The following is a 17,635-nucleotide window of genomic DNA, read 5'->3' on the forward strand; positions in this document are numbered from 1 at the left end:
CTTAACGAGATCCAGCCGGGTTTGGGTGGGACGCAGCGGCCGAAGGAATGCTTTCGAACTGGCCCCGATAGGGCTGCTTTCTGAAGGCAAGCAGCAACACCACCATAATCGCAATCTCCGGCGACTTTGAGGAGAGCGCGTTATTCGACAGCGCGGCAAGCAAGAAGGTCATGGTGCCTATCCAGGCAGGCAGCGGCGCCCCGCGCAGCAGGCGAAAAGTGAACCAGAATATCAACACTGTAAAGAGCACGGCTATGGGCAGGCCGAAGAGCATGATGATGACCACCGGCGCGCTCTCGATGAAGGGGAGATGCAGCTTCTCGTTGACGATCTTCAGGAGTTCGTCGCCGTTCATGCCGAACAGGATGTCTTTCCAGCTGACAAGTCCGAACACCTGGTAGATCGTCACCCGGGCCATAAAGTTTTGGTCGAAGATGGTGTTGCTGAACCGGTTCAGCAGACCGCCCGCAAACAGCATCGCTACGAGCACCGCGCCACCCGTCACGGTGAACATCAGCACGACAAATTTGGCCTGCCGCTCATACTTGAGCGACAGGCCCGGCCAAGGCACGAACAGCAGTAGAATGAGGATTTCTCCGGCAGCGAGCAGCAGTGCGGCGCGAGCGCCCGATGCAGCACAACCGACGACCAATACGAAGATCGCCACCACCCGCATCCATATGCGCCAGCGCGTCAGCGGTACGAATCCGATGACTGTGGCGCAGAGCGCGCCCAGTGACAGCGGGTGGGCTGCCAGGCCGATCGGCCTGAACTGCAGTTCGTTGATACCGTACGGCAGAAATCGATGTTGAGTCACGGCCTCGATCGTGCCGATCACGGCGCTGAGGATAGCCATTCCAAGCACGACGTCGCCCAGCGCCCGCCGCGACTCCGCGTTTAATGCCAGCATCAACAGGCCTGCGGCGCCGGCCACCAGATAGGTATCGATGATGAACCCGGAGGAGCCCGCGCGGCCGGTAGCGAACAGATAAGGCACCAGCGCGAACATCAGCACCGAATAGCGGACCAGCGCCTTGAATATTCCAATTTCGTCGCCCTGCAGCAGAAACGGTCGGCTGAAAAGAACGACAGCAAGCAGCAGGAAGATCGCATAGGTGCCGAAATGCAGCTTCTCGTAGAACGAGCCTCCCTGGGCCGTATAGTCGACGACCATGTTCATCACCTGCGGTGATACCGTAAAGCGAAGCAGAAACGCGAACGCCGCGCACAGGAAAAACAGCAGCGACAGCGCGTTCTGACGGCGCGCCTGGGTGGACAACAATCGTTCCGATGCGGCAGCGGGATAGCTCATGGTCCATCCAGATGAAGATGTTCAAACGGCATTCCGGCCAACGATCCATTCAAGGGACCGCCGAAGGGAGGCGGCATGTGTGTGCCGGCGAAATATGCGCCGGGCCATGCGTTTGCCACAACCGTTAAATTCGATGCCCGTACGTTTGCACGGTCTCCTTATTTGTTCCCCGTGACAGCGTAAGGAAGCGATGTGTTTCTGATCGTTCTTCTGCCGTTCAGAGCGAGAAGTATCGGCTTCTCGATCATCTGGTGGATCACCAGACTGGCTATGCAGGCCGTCACGATGCTGACCACAGAGACCAGCAACACCGTTGCCGGATGTTCGTAGCCGATGGTGCGCCTGGCCAAATAGGCCACGGCGCCGATCACGAAGATATGCGACAGGTAAAGCGCGTAGGAGGCGTCGCCGAGCTCTTCGAGCAGGCTCCAGTGCTTCAGTTTCGGTTCCAGTATGAGGCCAAGATGAAGCAGGCTGGCTGCCCACATTACCTGCCCTACGAAGCTGATCTGGCTCATCAGCGGCGTGCCGTCATCGACGAATGCAAGCACCACACCTGCAGCGGCCATGAGGCCGAGTAGCCAGGCATGGCGTGTGCCGGAAACAAAGCCGCCATCCAGATAGCGTCGGCCTATCCACATGCCGATGACGAACGCCACCGGAGAAGCGTTCAGATAGAACTGGATAACAGGGTTGGTGGGAGCCATCAGCAGCCCGGCCAGCCACATCGCAATGAAAAAGACCGTCAGCACAATTACGCGCGCGGTCACTGACAGGAACGCGAGCGCCGCAAATGCGATATAGAAATAGACCTCATAATTGAGCGTCCAGCCGAGTGCCAGAATTGGGCTGACGCCATCTCGTTCGGGCGCTTCGTGGACAACGAAGAAGAGCGACTGGAGATAGTGGGGCCACGTAAAGACAGTCGTCTGGAAGAGACTTGGTGCAAGAGCGGCCAGAAGTGCGGCGACGCTTGTGAAAAGCCAGTAGAGGGGGACAATCCGGATCGCCCGGCGTTTCAGGAAGGTTGGAGCAGAGAAAACACCATTTCCTGTAATATAGACCATTATGAACCCGCTAACGACGAAAAACAGCACAACGCCAAGGCGCCCCGCGGTCACGATAATCGGATTGTCGATGCCGATCTGGTAAGAAAAGGCGTGCGCGAACAGAACCAGCAAGGCAGCGCAGGCGCGAAGATACTGGATCGAATAGAATTTGTTCACGTTCCTCTCCTGCAATTGCAGGCGACTGATGCCATCCTGCAGGTCGCGGTCAGTGCTTCAGTTGTCATCCAAAAGGCGTTGCGATGCTTTCAATACAAGCGCGCCGTTAAGTGCGCGTTACCGATTTCATGAAAATCACGCACCCGGTTCGGCGCCAATCCGGCGGTGGCAAGGTTTCGCACCAGATTCTGGGCAACGGATCCCTTCAACGTCCACCGGACGAACGGGTGTGAACGGCAAATGGGCCAACTTGGAAAATAAGATGTTAACGATGTTTCTGTAGAGCAGGCCAAGCGTAATGATTTAACAAGGGTTGTCACCATGTCTGCCGGTTCCGGCACCCCCCCTATCTCCGCGGCGGCTTCCAACAACAGTGCATTCGAGCGTATTGCCAATGCACGGCGCAGGGCATTGCTGCAACAGCATGGCCCAGTCGCGGCGCTAAGCTCCGCACCGGTGACGCCGCAACCTCCGGAGCCTGTCGCCACGGTGACCCTGGACAAGATCGGCGATTTCCTCGAGCTCGATTTTCGACGCCTGTTCGTCTGGCTGCGGGCCGGCCTCGCCCTGGCGCTCATGCTGGCGGTAATCGGCGGCATTGTCGGCGGCGCCTATGCATTGCTGAGCAAGCAGCGTTACACCGTCACGACGGAGGTCCTCATCAACCCTTCCAATTTGCAGGTTGTTGAAAACGACCTCTACTCGCAACCGGGCCAGGTCGATAGCCAGCTGCTCAGCACACGCAGCAAGCAGCGTATCCTGACCTCGGGCAACGTGCTTTCCCGTGTGGTGGACGAACTGAATCTGACTCACGATCCAGAATTCTTCGATCCGGACCGGAGCACATCCTCGTCTGGCGCTGTGGCGAAGCCCGACCCGAGGCTCATCGCCTTGAAGAATCTGGCGGACCGGGTAGACGCCATCGCGGACCCGACATCGTTCGTCACAACCCTCTCGGTATCTGCGGAAACCACCGCCAAGGCGATCCTGATCTCGCAGGCCCTAGTCAAAAACTTCCAGGAAGAACTGGCCAAGGCAGAAGCTGCCGGCGCCAGCCGTGCCGCGGCAGCCCTCGACAGCCGGCTTGGCCAACTCAAGAGCGACGTGCAGGCAGCCGAAGAGAAGGTCGAGAGCTACAGGCGTAGCCACAATCTGTCCACCAGCAATGGCCAGCTTGTCAGTTCGCAGACAATGACGCAGCTCAATGGCGAAATCGTCGATGCGCAATCGCGCGTCATTGCCGCGCAGGCAAGCTACGACGCCCTGGTTGCCTCCGGCATCAATGGGGCAAATCCCGACCCCACGGTTTCGGAAGCGCTCGCAGCGCTGCGCGACAGGTCAAACAGCCTGCGGCAGCAGATCGATTCACAGTCGATGACCTTCGGCCCGCGTCACCCGACGATTGTCAGGCTCAGGACGGAGCTCGAGACCGTCAACTCGCAACTCCGGGCCGAGTTCTCCCGCACCGTCGGCACGGCAAAGGCCAGCCTGGACAAGGCCAGGGCCTCGTTGGCTTCTCTCAACGCCAGGATGAACGATCTGAAGAGCAATGTATTCACCGACAGCGAGTCCGAAGTCGCCCTGCGTGAACTTGAACGCGATGCCGCCTCGAAGAGAGCCGTCTATGAGAGCTTCCTGTCACGTGCACGCCAAATCAGCGAGCGCGAGCAGATCGACACGACAAACGTACAGGTGATTTCGACCGCGGTGCCCCCGCCCGCGCGCTCATGGCCCCCGCGCACTGCCCTGGTAGCAGGCGCAGGAGCGTTCGCAGGCTTTGCCCTGGGCATGCTGCTGGCCATCGGCATGGGCATCATCCGCGACATGCGTCGGCCGCCGAACCGATCAGGCCTTGCCGCCAGCCGAGCCTGAAGCAAGGCATGGTGAAGCGCATCGTTTTCCACATCGCCAGCCTGAGGGGCGGCGGCGCCGAACGTGTCTTCGTCCTGATGGCAAATGAACTGGCGTCGCGTGGCCACGAGGTCACGCTTTTTACCTGGAACGCGGAAGGCCCTAACGCCGCGCTGCGTTCCGCTGCCGTGCATCTGGTCGACTTCGGCCTTCTCTTGCGCGGCGAGGGTTACGCCAAGTCGGCGACGCTGAAAGGCATCGTGCGAAGCGCAAATTTGTTCCGCCGGCTTGATCCTGATGCGGTCTATAGTGCCCCGGAATTCGCCAATCTGGTGATGGCGCTATCACTCATGTTGGCCAGAAGCCGGGCAAAATTCTTTCCAAGTTTCCACGCCGCCGCCTCGCTGCCTGCCAGCGGCCTCGGCGCGAGACTGGCGATCGGGCTTTCCGCGCTGGTTGGCGCGCGTGCAACCAAAGCCATCGCCGTTTCGGCGGGCGTCGGCGGTGACATCATCGCCCGCGGCTTCCCCAAATCCAAGGTCGTCGTCATCAACAACCCGCTGCCGCCGGCTGAAGCACCGCAGAGGAATTCCTATGCCTGGCAGGCAGCGTTGGCGGCGATGGGCGATGGCCCGGTCATCGCCACCGCCGGACGCCTGGTGCCGGTCAAGGACCACCGGACTTTGCTGCGGGCCTTCGCTGCCCTGCGCGCCGGCCGCCCTGCCCGGCTTGTCATCTTCGGCGAAGGTCCGCTGGCTGCCGAATTGCACGCCTATGCCGAAGAGACCGGCATCGGCGCGCACGTGCTCTTTGCCGGCTACGTCAACGACCCCGCAGCTTGCTATGCCGCAGCCGATCTGTTCGTTCTGTCATCGACCAGCGAAGGCTTTGGCAACGTGTTGGTCGAGGCCATGGCTGCAGGTGTCCCCGTAATTTCCACCGATGCTCCGCATGGCCCGCGCGAAATACTCGGTGACGGCCGCTTCGGCACCTTGGTGCCGGTCGGTGACGCCGCAGCCCTGGCAAAGGCGATGGCCGAAATGCTGGATCACCCCATCCCTGCTGCCGTGCTGAAAAACAGGGCGGTGGATTTCACAGTCGACAAGATCGGCGATCGCTACGAAGCGTTGCTCTAGTTGTCGCGCACGGCCAGCAGATCGCTGTTGAATGCGATCGACGCGGTCGGGTTTTGATTGCCGTAATCTCTTCACAAGCTGAGGCGCAACGATTCATGGTGAGGCGTCCCGTCGTTCCTTGAGTTGCTGGGCGAGGAAGTCCTTGACCGAATCGAGAACCGCGTCCCGTTCATGAGATACGCCTGGCAGCAAATCGAAGCGCACGCGCGCACCCGCCTCCTCGAACGATCGACACAAGGCCATGAGGCGTTCCGGCCGTGTTCGCCCGGCATCGTTGGCGCCTGGCATCCAATGCGTGGTGCCTTGGACATGAGTGATTTCCCAAGTCTCCAGGTCAGCGTCGCCGACGATCATCTGGAAAGGCACTTTTGCCAGCGCTGCGGCATCGAAGGTGATGCCGAACTTCTCCGGCAGATCGCGAATGCCCACCCACCAGTCATGCGTCGGATCGAGTAAGGTCACCGAGCCTGGCGCGCCGATTGAGGCCGCCCAGAGCCTGTCGGGATGCAGGATAGCAAAACGATGCGTGAAATGCCCGCCGCCGGAAAATCCGAACATGGCAAAGCGGCTCCAATCCTGACTGTATTTGGCGCTGACCTCCTCAATCATGGCGAGCAGCACCTGATCGTAGCGTATGTTGCCCTCGAGCATATATTTGTACCCACTGCGGGCATCGTCCCCGAGAACGCCGATCGGAAACAGCGGACACAACACGGCGCAGCCGTTCCAGCGTCCGAACTCGGAAAACGCGTCGCGGAATCCAAGAAAAGAGGTGCGGCCGGTGCCATGGACAGCGACCATCAGGTCGACTTTGGCCCCTTCTCCAACCGCGGGAGGCACATACAGGCAATAGTGAAAGCGCGGGTCTGATTTGGAAGCAAAGATGGCGGTCGCGCCAAGGTCATAGGTAGCGCGACCGCGATCTGCGACAGACCCCCTGGCAACGCTTGTCAAACCGATAACTCCTTAATACGCCCGGCGTTCACGGCAATCTTATACCGGTCGGCCGACCTCGTGAACTGGATGCGCCTCCAGGCAGCCGCGAGGAGGACCTCGTCTTGCACCGGAAGCAGGTCGCCGGTGGGACGATCGGAGGCAAAAAGAATGCCTCCGCCAACGCCTCGGGCAGCCGCCATTAACTTTTCGTTAACCATGCCGGGCTAGCCTTAACCAATCAGTAAGGACTCGCCTCTGTGACCTGCGTCGCTCCCATCCAAAACAAGTCCATACGCTTTCGAGCGCGCTCGTTTGTAGCCTTCACCCTCACCCCTGAGGCCCCGCTAGGGGAATGGCTGCAAAGCCTCGATCACTGGACCGAAAACTCTCCCGGCTTCTTTGCCGGCCGCCCGGTTGTGCTCGATCTGACTATGTTCAAGCCCGAGGTGGGCGAGATGCGGGATCTTGTCTCACAACTCGCGGAGCGCGGGATTCGCATTTACGCGATCGAGGCCGATGGCAATGTTGCTCTTGATGCCGATCTGCCGCCGCTCCTCGTTGGCACCAAGGAGGCCACCGCTGATGCGCTTTACGCGCAGCCGAACCCGAAGGCCGCCGCTGAGGCCAAGACGGAAGAGCCGCAGGCGCCGAACTCATTGATGATCAAGGCACCGATCCGCTCCGGCCAGTCGATCTTTCACCCCGATGGCGACGTGGTCATTGTCGGCTCCGTCAGTTCCGGATCCGAGATCATCGCCGGAGGATCGATCCACGTCTACGGCACGTTGCGTGGACGTGCGTTCGCCGGCGCCACGGGAAATTCCGCAGCTCGCATCTTTTGCCGGAAAAATGAAGCCGAACTTCTGGCGGTAGACGGCTGGTACCGCACCGCCGAGGAGATGGACGCCTCCTCGCGAGGAAGGCCGGTACAGGCCTTTCTCGAGGACGGCGCACTTTGCGTCGCACCGCTCAACTAACAACATTGGAGGCACAAATATGGGCAAGGTAGTGGTTGTCACATCCGGCAAAGGGGGTGTCGGCAAGACGACCTCGACGGCCGCTCTCGGCGCCGCGGTCGCGAAAACCGGCAAGCGGGTGGCCCTCGTCGACTTCGATGTCGGCCTGCGCAACCTCGATCTGATCATGGGCGCCGAGCGGCGCGTTGTTTTCGATATCGTCAACGTCATTCAGGGAACCGCCAAGCTCTCGCAGGCGCTGATCCGTGACAAGCGGCTCGAAACGCTGTTCCTGCTGCCGGCCTCGCAAACGCGCGATAAGGATGCTCTCACCGAGGAAGGAGTCGCCGATGTCATCGACAAGCTGCGATCGGTTTTCGACTACGTCTTCTGCGACAGCCCGGCCGGCATAGAGCGGGGCGCGCAACTTGCCATGCGCTTTGCCGACGAGGCGGTAATCGTTACCAACCCGGAAGTGAGCTCGGTCCGCGATTCCGATCGCATCATCGGCCTGCTCGACTCCAGGACGATGAAAGCCGAGCAAGGTGAATCGATTGCCAAACACGTCCTCGTCACGCGCTACGACGCTGCCCGCGCTGCCCGCGGCGAGATGCTCAGCATTGATGACGTTCTTGAGATCCTGTCCACGCCTCTGCTGGGAATAATTCCCGAGAGCCAGGACGTGCTGCGCGCATCCAATGTGGGCGCGCCGGTTACGCTCAGCGAAAACACCAACCCCGCCGCACGCGCCTATATCGACGCGGCAAGAAGACTCGAGGGCGAGGACCTGCCGGTCATTCTGCCTTTCGAACGGAGGGGCCTCCTCGACCGGCTGTTGGGAAGGAGGGCAGCATGAACCTGCTCGATATCTTCAAGCGCCGTGGCAGCGCGCCCGTGGCGCGCGAGCGCTTGCAACTGCTGTTGGCTTACGAGCGTCGAAGCCGCAACCAGCCCGATCTCGTCTCCGTGTTGCGCGAGGAGATCATGGCGGTGATCGCCCGGCATGTTCAGGTCGACCAGGATTTCCTGCAGGTAAGCATGGATCACGGCGAAACGACGTCGAGATTGGAGATCGACATCCAGATCCCCAACAAAGTCGCAATGCCCATGGCCGCGGCGTTCTAACGAAACCCTCCAGTCAGGGCTTGCGTCGGCTGCTGCCGAAATTGCGGCGCCGTGGTTGGTGTGCTTGAGCCGGTCGCCGGCAAGTTCTCGCAATTCGAGGACAATAACCACTCCCTCACCAAAACCCCGCGGCCGTTTCCAGCCGCGGGGCGCCTTGGGAGGCCTTTCGAAACCCGTGGTCAAATGTTGGCGAGCAATTCGTTGACGCGGCTTTCCATGTCGGCAAGGGCTGTGTCGACGTCCTTCTGGCCACTGATTGCTGCACTCATCTCTTCGCCGATAATGTCCTGGATCGCAAACTGACGCTGTACGGCGGACGGCAGCGGCTTGCCGAGATCAGCGACCGCAGAGATCGTGTTGCGATGCGGCAGTGCCTTGGAGGCGTCCGAGGTGATGACGGCCTTGTAGGCTGGCAAGTGGCCGGTGCGCGACCATTCGAAGTCGTTGTCGGCGAAGAATTTCAGGAATTTACCGATAGCCGCGATCTGTTCAGGCGTGCGGTCTTTCTGCGAAACGGCCCAGGTGTGGCCGTCGGCATATTGCGCATGGGCGCCGCCAAACAGCTGCGGATACGGATAGACCGCATATCCGCCCTTGTTGAGCGCCGTCCCCTTGGTCTCGGACTGGGCGTTGTAATCGCCGACCACCCACGTACCGTTGAGATGGACGCCACCCTCGCCCGCAAGGAAGGCGTTGATCGAGCCGCCATAGTCGAGATCCTTGGTGGTGTAGCCCTTCTCGAAGATCGCCTTGTACATCTCGACGACCTTCTTGGCTTCCGGCGTATTCAATTTCACATGCTTCGGATCGGCAAAGAAATCGGAATCCTGCTGGAAAAGATAGGTGTAGAGGTTGCGTGTGTAGAGTGCAGTCTCATTGGCCAGGTTCTGGACGAAATAAGGCTTGCCCGTCTTCTGCTTGAACTGTTCGGCCTGGGCGAGCAGTTCCTCGGGCGACTTTGGAAAAATCGGCGTGCCGTCGGCATTGACGAGGCCGGCTTGTTTGAAAAGATCCATGTTGACGTGATAGAGCATCGTCCAGCTGTCGATCGGCAGGCCATAGATCTTGCCGTCTTTGGTGGCGCCATTGCGTGCCGCGTCGGTGAAAGCGTCGGGTGTCACGCCGACCGACTTCAAGAGATCGTCGAGCGGCATCAACAGGCCCTTCGACTGATAATCCGACAGTACGGATTCATGGATCGTGACGATGTCCGGAGCGTCGCCTGAAGCGAACTGGGCGGTCAGCTGATCATAGCCGGGCCATTCCACGGTGGTGACGTTGACGTGGACATCGGGATTGTCGGCGTTGAACTTGTTGATCAGCGAGGTAATGATGCCGCATTCGCCAACGGCCTTGGTGGCATCGGTGTTGGTGCCGAAATCAGCATCGCAGGCGCCGAAAAAGCGCTGCACGCTCAGTTCCGTGGCCGCAAAGCTTGGAGCTGCGAGCAGCATTGCGCCCGCAGAGACTGCGGCAAACAGTATTTTCTTCAGTTTCATATCAGTTCCTCCTACTGAGTTTCCGCCGCTCCACCCTGGATTGGCTTTCGTGCTTCAATCGCCGCGCATTCCCCCGGCCGTCAGGCTATCTTCGTTATCTCACCGCAGCGCCGGAGACCGCCGTGACGATGTATTTCTGGAAGAACAGGTAGACGATCAGGATCGGGGCACCGGCGAACACCGCCTGCGCCATCAGGAAGCCGATGCCTTCGGACTGGGCGAAATTGGTCTGAGTCGAGGCCATGCCGACCGTCAGCGTGAACATGTCCTTCCTCGTCGCCGAAATCAGCGGCCAGAAGTAGTCGTTCCACGCGCCGAGAAAGGTGAAGATGCCGAGCGTCGCCTGCGCAGGCAGCGTGAGCGGCAGAAGCACCTTCCAGAAAATCCTGAGCCGGCTGGCGTTATCGAGCATGGCGGCTTCGTCCAGCTCTTTCGGGATGGCCTTGAAATACTGGGTCATCAGGAAGACGCCGAACGGAGCCGAAAGGCCCGGCAGAATGAGCCCTTGATAGGTGTTGTGGAACTTCAGCATGCTGAAGATCTGGTGGCGGGCGACAAGCACCGCCTGTTCCGGAACCGCCAGGCCGAACAGCACGATCACGAACAGCACGTCTCGGCCGGGGAAATTCAGCCGTGCAAAGCCGTAGCCGGCGAGCGACGACAGGATCAACGTGCCGAGCGTCAATCCGCCCGAGACGATGATGCTGTTGCGCACCCAGATGAACACCGACGAGGTGCCGACGGTGTTGATGTAGTTCTTCAGCGTATAGGGCGCGTGAAACACCGAGTTCGGATCGGCCATCAGCTCCGTATTGTCCTTGAGCGACAGGCCGATGACCCACAGAACCGGCGCGATCATGACGATCGAAAGCAGGATGACGAGGGCCAGCAACACATGGTCGCCAAATGCCCGTCCCTTGATGGAAGCGGCCGGAGCGCTCATGCCTGGTCTCCCCTGCTGCGCGTCACCAGGTACTGGGCCATGGCCGCGACCAGGATGAGGATGAACAGGATTTCCGATGCCGCGGCGCCCAGGCCGAGATCCCAGCGACGGAATGCGGTATCGTAGATGTAGAGCACGATCGGCTTGGTCAGGTTGTTCGGACCGCCCCGCGTCATCAGCCAGGCCTGGCCGAACAGCTGGAATTGCAGCACGATCTGGATGATGATCACCAGGATGAAGGTCCGCTTGATCGACGGCAGCGTGATCGAGCGTAGCGTCTGCCAGCGGTTGGCATTGTCCAGCGCTGCCGCCTCGTAAATATCCTGTGGAATCTGCTGGAGCGCCGAGAGAAAGAGCATCATCGGCAGGCCGATGCACCACCAGATGGTGGCAATGGCGATGCCGATCATCGCAAGGCTGGGATCGGAAATGAAGGCCGGTGCGGTTGCGCCGAACCATCCGTAGATCGTCGACAACAGGCCGACATTCGGAATGAAGACGATGCGCCAGATCAGCGTGACGATGGTGACCGACAGCACCGACGAGGAAAAGAACAGCGTCCGCAAAACCGCGGCAGTGCGCGTGCGGCGGTTGAGGCAAAGCGCCAGGAAAAGGCCGATCAGCGCCAGCGTCGGCACCGTCAGAAGCACGAAGTAGAAGGTGTTCCAGATCGATTGCAGGAAGACCTTGTCGTGATACAGCCTGGCGTAATTGCCGAGACCGACAAAATTTCCGGACGAAAACGTGTCGGCCTTGTGGAAACTCAGCCACATCCCCCAGAGCAGCGGGAAGAGCAGCAGCGTGGTGAAGAAGAACAAGAATGGCGCAACGAAAATGAAGTTTCGCCATTGCGGCGCATAGATGTCGGCGGTAGGGGCTCTGACGCCGACGGCAAGCGTCGCGGTCGGGGACGTCGCCAGCCGGTCAACCATCTCAGGCCTCCCTCGCATGCCAAGCGCGGCCGGTCTCGTTGAACAGATGCGATTTCTGGCCGTCGAAGGCGAGCCCGATTCTGTCGCCGACGGCGACGCGGCTGTTGCCGGCATCGGAGCCGACGATCTGCTGGCCATCGCCCAGCCGCGCGTAGATCAGGGTGCGTTCGCCGAGCCGCTCGAGCACATCGACGACGCCGTCGGCATTGCCCTGTCCGGCGGCAACGATGCGCACGTCTTCCGAACGGATGCCGAAAGTGTAGTTGCCGTCGGTCAATTGGCTGGAGGCGATCTCGGTCTGCACCGAGATGCCGTCTGCAAATCTGGCCGTGGCGTTCTTGCCCGATCTGTCGAGTATCGCATCGACGAAGTTCATCGCCGGCGCACCGACGAAACCCGCGACGAATTTGGTCGCCGGGCGTTCGTAGATCTCCATAGGGGTACCGATCTGGTCGATCTTGCGATTGTTCATGACGACAATGCGGTCGGCCAGCGTCATTGCCTCGACCTGGTCGTGGGTGACGAAGATCATCGTCGATTGCAGCCGCTGGTGAAGCTGGGCAAGCTCGATGCGGGTTCGGGTGCGCAGCGCCGCATCGAGATTGGAGAGCGGCTCGTCGAACAGGAAGGCCTTCGGCTCCTTGACGATCGCACGGCCGATCGCAACGCGCTGCCGCTGACCGCCGGAGAGCTGGCCCGGCTTGCGATCGAGCAGATGCGGCATTTCGAGGATGCGAGCGGCTTCGTTGATGCGCGCCTCGATGACCTTGCCTGGTACGCCGATATTCGCAAGGCCGAAGGCCATATTGTCGCGCACCGTCATATGCGGATAAAGCGCATAGGACTGGAACACCATCGCAATACCGCGCTTGCCCGGCGGCAGATGATCGATGCGCTCGTTGTTGATGGCAATCTCGCCGCTATCGACAGCTTCAAGACCGGCGATCATCCGAAGAAGCGTCGATTTTCCGCAGCCGGACGGCCCCAGGAACACGATGAATTCGCGTGCCCTTATGGAGAGCGACAGATGATCCAGCACCGTCATGGCACCGAACTGCTTGCTCACGTTCCTGATCTCGATATCGGCCGTCACGTCGACGCTCCTCCTCAGCGTTTGCGCTTTCTCGATGATCCGCCCGAACTCAGAGCCTCAGGCGTATGAACTGGTAGGAATACGCCGGCAGCGACAGGTTTAGTTTGCCGCCGGCGACTGCGGCGCCCTCACCCTTCCTGGGGCTGACATTGCCAGGGTTTTCGGCCGAATTGACGGCTTTCAGATCGGCGTGTGCCATCACCTGGTGATCGACGATCTCCGCCGCGCCGAAGCCGGAGAGGTCGACCACTGTTTCGATTGCCTCGCTCGAATGGCGGTTGACGGCGAAGAAAGTGACGTGGCCGGTTTGCCTGTCGTGCACGCCGGCAACATCGACATAGGCGACGTCGCCCGCAACGCTGGATCTGTAGGTCGGGCTTTCCACCTTGAGATCCAGCGCATTGCCGCGGCCATAGTTGGAAGCAAACAGATACGGATAAAAAATCGTCTGCCGCCATGCCGGGCCATTCGGAACGGTCATGATCGGCGCGATGACGTTGACCAGTTGTGCCAGGCAGGCGATCTTGACGACGTCGGAACGGCGGATGAAGGTGTTGAGGATCAGGCCGACCTGCAGCACATCCTCGAAATTATAGATGTCTTCGAGCAACGGCGGGGCGAACGGCCAACCGTCGCTACCGCCGAGTATCTTCTTGTCCTGCTCCTTGGAATGGTACCAGACGTTCCATTCATCGAACGAGATGTAAACCTGCTTGTTGGAGCGCTTCTTGGCCTTGATATAGTCGATGACGCCGGCGACCGAGACAATGTAGGCGTCGAGCTTTTCGCTCATGGCGAGATAGTTCGGAGCGTCGTTGGCTTCGTTGTCGAAATACATGTGCAGCGAGATGTAGTCGACCTCGTTGTAGGTATGGTCGAGAACCGTCGCTTCCCATTCAGGGTAGGTGGGCATCTTGGCGTTCGAAGAGCCGCAGACCACCAGTTCGAGTGACTTGGAGAAGGCGCGCATGGCCTTGGCTGTCTCATGCGCCAGGCGGCCATACTCGTCCGCAGTCTTGTGGCCGATCTGCCAGGGGCCATCCATTTCATTGCCGAGGCACCAGAGCTTGACGTCGAAGGGCTCCTTGCGGCCGTTGGCTATGCGCTTGTCGCTCCATTTGCTGCCGCCGGGATGGTTGGCGTACTCCAGCAGGTTGCGGGCTTCGTCGAGGCCGCGCGAGCCGAGATTGACGGCAAGCATCATCTCGGTGTTGGCGCAGGTGCACCAATCGGCAAATTCATGCAGGCCGACTTCGTTGCTTTCCGATGTGTGCCAGGCAAGGTCGAGGCGCACCGGGCGCTGTTCCTTGGGGCCAATGCCGTCTTCCCAATTGTAGGCCGAGACGAAATTGCCGCCGGGATAGCGCACAATCGGAACATTGAGTTCCCTGACGAGATCGATGACGTCCTGACGCATGCCGTTGGCATCCGCTGTCGGATGGCCGGGCTCATAGATGCCGGTGTAAACTGCCCGCCCCAGATGCTCGATGAAGGATCCGTAGAGCCTCGGATCGATTTCCGAGACAACATAATGCGGATGAGCCGTAACGGCTGCCTTCATGCATTCCTCCCATCGATATCAAAAATGATGATTTAAATCATCTTGCCCGATATCAAAGCGGGATTGACAGCCCTTCGTCAAGCCAAAATACCCAAATGTAGGACAATTAGACGAACGCTTTGGCGCAGCAGAAAGCCAGCTAGTTGAAATTTCTAAGTTATCTTCAGAACCCGGTTTCATGATATCAACCAGTTTTGATCCTGAGCAGGATGTCCTGATCGTAGTTTCCAAAGCCCTTGCCGAAAATGTTTATCCCGCCGGGGCGCTCGGCGTCGTCCTTGACGCCGATACGGACGCGGATTGAATGATGGCTCTTCAGATCGAGTGCGGCGAGGCCGGTTTCGGAAATCCTGAGACCGTCGACATAGGTGCCGTCATTGGCAATTCGCCAGTTCTTCAGCTTGCCGTATTGCGAGCCCTTGAGCTTCCACCAGGAGGGCGTGAAGACGCCGCGCTTGTCGCCGAAATCCCCCGGTGACGTCCAGGTGCCGACATCGACACCATTGATCGTCAGCGTGATGTCCGAGGGCCAATCGGCGCTGGTGCCTGGCACTTCCGAAGAGAGCTCTATCGCCACTTCGAGTCCGGTGATCTCGGCATTGGCGAGCTTGGCATTGTTGGGGAACTGGTATTCGACAAAACCGCGCGTGAACCACAGCAAACCGGCTTTCATGCGGTCCGGATCAAGGAAAGTGTTGGGAACATCGAGCAAGCCAATGATGCCGTCCGGCGAACAAAGGCCGCAGGGCGCGGTAACCTCGAAGCCGGTGTAAAGCCCGATCGGCATCGACACTTCGATCGCGTCGTTCTTGACCGCACGATATTCGCTCTTGAACACGACGAGCACTTCTTCGGCCGTCGGATAACAGATTTTCTGACTGCCTTTCTTCGCTTTCAGGTTCTCGGTTCGGATCAGCCCCGCATCCTCCAGCACCTGGATGTTGGTCGAGACGGTCGACTGCGGCAGCGACAGCACGGCGGCGATTTCGTTGATATTCATCGGCCCCTTCTCATGCAGCAGCTTCAGCATCGAGATCCGCGCCGAGGAGGCAAGCCCCTTGAGCACGGCAATGCCTTCCTCAGGTTCAATCACCAGAAAATTGCGACTCATGAAATTGCCCGGCCCATGCGAAATCCATATCCGAAATTTACCCTGTATATCGAGATAGCTGATTTAATCAATGCGCAGGCGGAACGCCGGGCAATTTGTTGAATCCGGCAGGGCGAGGGTCGCGCGGTGGCCCTGCACAGAGTTTATGCTGGAGTCACATGCAGAGTGGACACCTGAACGCCGATCGCCCAATCTAGTCCCGAGCCGAGCCCCGGTGATGGCGGCTTGCACATAAATTGGTGTGGACGGGTCGTGACCAAAGGGTGGAAATTATACGATCAGCGACTGGCCTGGGTCCTCGTCGCGCCTGTGCTTATGCTGCTTACCCTGCTTCTGCTGCTGCCGATCGCGATGATGACGGTCTACACGTTTTTCACCTTCGTCACCGCCGGAGTTGAGTCGGCGGTGCTGACCTTCGATAACTGGAAGGAATTCCTCACCGACAGCTACTATCACGGCTTTCTTTGGAAGACCGTTCGCGTCGGCGCCATCACCGCGGTGATCTGCGCGATCCTTGGCTATTTCCCCGCCTATTTCATCTGGGCCACGACCTTCAGGCACAAATGGCTGCTGTTGCTGCTGCTCATCGTGCCGTTCTGGATCAGCTTCACCATCCGGACGTTCTCGTGGATCCACATCCTCGGCGAACAGGGGCTGATCAACGTCGCGCTCATCAGGCTGGGCGTCATCAACGAGCCGTTGCCGATGCTCTACACCGAGGGCGCCGTCATCATGGGGCTGCTGCATTTTCTGCTGCCCTACATGATCCTGAACGTCTATGTCAGCCTGGAAAGCATCGACCGCACGCTGATCGCCGCCGCCCGCTCGATGGGCTGTACCAGCGCGCAGGCGTTCCGCGAAGTGACCTTGCCACTATCGATGCCGGGGCTGGGCGCTGGGCTGCTGCTCTGCTTCGTGCTGGCGGCCGGTTCCTATGTGACGCCGCAGCTGCTCGGCGGTAGCCGCGATGCGCTGTTCGGCAACCTGATTTACGATACCATTATGGGGCAGCTCAATTGGCCGATGGGCGCAACGCTTTCCATCGTCCTGTTCGTCCTGCTCGGCGCCGCCGCGGCCGCCTACAGCCGCTATATGGGCCTGTCGCAGATCATGAAGGGCCTCAGCGCATGAGAGCGGATCATCCCGATCGCGAAGGCAGATGGGCCTGGCGGCTGACCGGCGTGGTCACGGTGTGCGTCTACGTCTTCATGTTTGCGCCGATCCTCGCCACGGTCGTGCTTTCCTTCAACGCCTCGATGTTCGGCGGCTTTCCCCTCACCGGCTTCAGCCTGAGATGGTATAAGAAGCTGCTCACCAACGAGCCGGTTCTCGACGCCTTCCGGACATCGATGTGGATTGCCCTGGTAACGGCGACGGTGACGACGCTGCTCGGCATCATGGCGGCATTGGCGCTGGTGCGCTTCGAGTTTCGTGGCAAGCAGGCGATCAACACACTTGTCATTCTTCCCGCGCTGGTCCCCGAAACGATACTCGGCGTCGGCCTGCTGGTCATGATCAAAGCCGTCGACCAGCCGCGCAGCATGACGCTGCTGGTGCTCGGCCACATTCTGCTCACGCTCCCCTACGTGGTGCTGATCGTCCAGGCGCGCATGGTCGGCATAAAGCGTTCCTATGAGGAGGCGGCGCTGTCACTCGGCGCGCCGCGTGTGTCGACATTCCGCGAGATTACGCTGCCGCTGCTCATTCCCGCAGTGCTTGCCAGCGTCCTGCTCGCTTTCACCATTTCGTTCGACAACACTTCGGCCAGCCTGTTCTGGCGGCCGGCGGGCGTCGAGACCATGCCGACGCAAATCCTTTCGATGCTGAAGATCTCGATCAGCCCCGAGGTGAACGCGCTCGGAACCGTCATGATCCTTTTGACGGTCGGCATTCCCTTGGCTGGCGGGCTCATCCTGCAAAGCCTCACCTGGTTCAAGGCAGGCAAGTGAAAATG

At 59.9% G+C, this 17,635-nt stretch carries 17 protein-coding genes; 7 read left to right on the top strand and 10 right to left on the bottom strand.

Annotation, left to right across the window (positions count from 1 at the left end; genetic code table 11):
- Window position 1: 1 nt before the first annotated feature.
- Window positions 2-1,312, bottom strand: coding sequence for a VpsF family polysaccharide biosynthesis protein (locus NKH98_RS19195; protein WP_352900637.1), 1,311 nt, complete (start codon window positions 1,310-1,312; stop codon window positions 2-4).
- A 158-nt stretch (window positions 1,313-1,470) separates the two neighbouring features.
- Window positions 1,471-2,538, bottom strand: a complete 1,068-nt coding sequence (locus NKH98_RS19200; RefSeq protein WP_352900640.1) for an acyltransferase family protein — start codon at window positions 2,536-2,538, stop codon at window positions 1,471-1,473.
- Window positions 2,539-2,859: 321 nt separating this feature from the next.
- Between NKH98_RS19200 and NKH98_RS19205 the strand changes: the two genes are divergently transcribed.
- Entirely contained in the window at window positions 2,860-4,410 is a 1,551-nt protein-coding gene (locus NKH98_RS19205; protein ID WP_352900642.1) for a GumC family protein, read from the top strand.
- A gap of 8 nt (window positions 4,411-4,418) precedes the next feature.
- Entirely contained in the window at window positions 4,419-5,525 is a 1,107-nt protein-coding gene (locus tag NKH98_RS19210; protein ID WP_352900645.1) for a glycosyltransferase, read from the top strand.
- A gap of 93 nt (window positions 5,526-5,618) precedes the next feature.
- Here the strand turns inward: NKH98_RS19210 and NKH98_RS19215 are convergent, their stop codons facing one another.
- Window positions 5,619-6,479 (bottom strand): alpha/beta hydrolase, encoded by an 861-nt coding sequence (locus NKH98_RS19215; RefSeq protein ID WP_352900647.1) that lies wholly within the window; start codon window positions 6,477-6,479, stop codon window positions 5,619-5,621.
- A gap of 239 nt (window positions 6,480-6,718) precedes the next feature.
- On the opposite strand from NKH98_RS19215, the gene minC reads away from it, so the two are divergent.
- The 3 genes from minC to minE are packed head-to-tail and all read left to right on the top strand — an operon-like array spanning window position 6,719 to window position 8,542.
- Window positions 6,719-7,438, top strand: a complete 720-nt coding sequence (gene minC / locus NKH98_RS19220) for a septum site-determining protein MinC (RefSeq protein WP_352475705.1) — start codon at window positions 6,719-6,721, stop codon at window positions 7,436-7,438.
- A 19-nt stretch (window positions 7,439-7,457) separates the two neighbouring features.
- On the top strand, window positions 7,458-8,273 hold the full coding sequence (minD, locus tag NKH98_RS19225) for a septum site-determining protein MinD (protein WP_254819515.1): 816 nt from the start codon (window positions 7,458-7,460) through the stop codon (window positions 8,271-8,273).
- The gene (gene minE / locus NKH98_RS19230; RefSeq protein ID WP_023677151.1) at window positions 8,270-8,542 is read left to right on the top strand and encodes a cell division topological specificity factor MinE; all 273 of its coding nucleotides are present in this window, start codon (window positions 8,270-8,272) and stop codon (window positions 8,540-8,542) included. The genes minD and minE overlap by 4 nt, the downstream gene beginning before the upstream one ends.
- 179 nt (window positions 8,543-8,721) lie before the next feature.
- Here the strand turns inward: minE and NKH98_RS19235 are convergent, their stop codons facing one another.
- From NKH98_RS19235 to NKH98_RS19265, 7 genes are all read right to left on the bottom strand, one after another.
- The gene (locus NKH98_RS19235; protein ID WP_352900650.1) at window positions 8,722-10,041 is read right to left on the bottom strand and encodes an ABC transporter substrate-binding protein; all 1,320 of its coding nucleotides are present in this window, start codon (window positions 10,039-10,041) and stop codon (window positions 8,722-8,724) included.
- 94 nt (window positions 10,042-10,135) lie between these two features.
- Window positions 10,136-10,984 (bottom strand): carbohydrate ABC transporter permease, encoded by an 849-nt coding sequence (locus tag NKH98_RS19240; protein ID WP_352803032.1) that lies wholly within the window; start codon window positions 10,982-10,984, stop codon window positions 10,136-10,138.
- On the bottom strand, window positions 10,981-11,916 hold the full coding sequence (locus NKH98_RS19245) for a carbohydrate ABC transporter permease (protein ID WP_352737326.1): 936 nt from the start codon (window positions 11,914-11,916) through the stop codon (window positions 10,981-10,983). Before NKH98_RS19245 ends, NKH98_RS19240 begins: the two co-directional genes overlap by 4 nt.
- Before the next feature lies 1 nt (window position 11,917).
- Window positions 11,918-13,009, bottom strand: a complete 1,092-nt coding sequence (locus tag NKH98_RS19250; RefSeq protein WP_352704757.1) for an ABC transporter ATP-binding protein — start codon at window positions 13,007-13,009, stop codon at window positions 11,918-11,920.
- 49 nt (window positions 13,010-13,058) lie between these two features.
- Window positions 13,059-14,570: an arabinosylfuranosidase ArfA gene (arfA, locus tag NKH98_RS19255; RefSeq protein WP_352897620.1), complete on the bottom strand. Its 1,512-nt coding sequence runs from the start codon at window positions 14,568-14,570 to the stop codon at window positions 13,059-13,061.
- 18 nt (window positions 14,571-14,588) lie between these two features.
- Window positions 14,589-14,750 carry a hypothetical protein gene (locus NKH98_RS19260; RefSeq protein WP_352900654.1) on the bottom strand — a complete coding sequence of 54 codons (162 nt, stop codon included), beginning with the start codon at window positions 14,748-14,750 and terminating at the stop codon, window positions 14,589-14,591.
- Window positions 14,751-14,754: 4 nt separating this feature from the next.
- Entirely contained in the window at window positions 14,755-15,681 is a 927-nt protein-coding gene (locus NKH98_RS19265) for an ArsR/SmtB family transcription factor (protein WP_352507219.1), read from the bottom strand.
- Between the two features lie 315 nt (window positions 15,682-15,996).
- On the opposite strand from NKH98_RS19265, the gene NKH98_RS19270 reads away from it, so the two are divergent.
- Together NKH98_RS19270 and NKH98_RS19275 are read left to right on the top strand one after the other, a co-directional pair.
- Window positions 15,997-16,812 carry an ABC transporter permease gene (locus tag NKH98_RS19270; protein ID WP_502894279.1) on the top strand — a complete coding sequence of 272 codons (816 nt, stop codon included), beginning with the start codon at window positions 15,997-15,999 and terminating at the stop codon, window positions 16,810-16,812.
- Window positions 16,809-17,630, top strand: coding sequence for an ABC transporter permease (locus NKH98_RS19275; RefSeq protein ID WP_352900660.1), 822 nt, complete (start codon window positions 16,809-16,811; stop codon window positions 17,628-17,630). The genes NKH98_RS19270 and NKH98_RS19275 overlap by 4 nt, the downstream gene beginning before the upstream one ends.
- The last annotated feature ends 5 nt before the right edge of the window (window positions 17,631-17,635 follow it).

Origin of the sequence: Mesorhizobium sp. M0833 (assembly GCF_040319905.1) — a bacterium.
Lineage (GTDB): Bacteria > Pseudomonadota > Alphaproteobacteria > Rhizobiales > Rhizobiaceae > Mesorhizobium.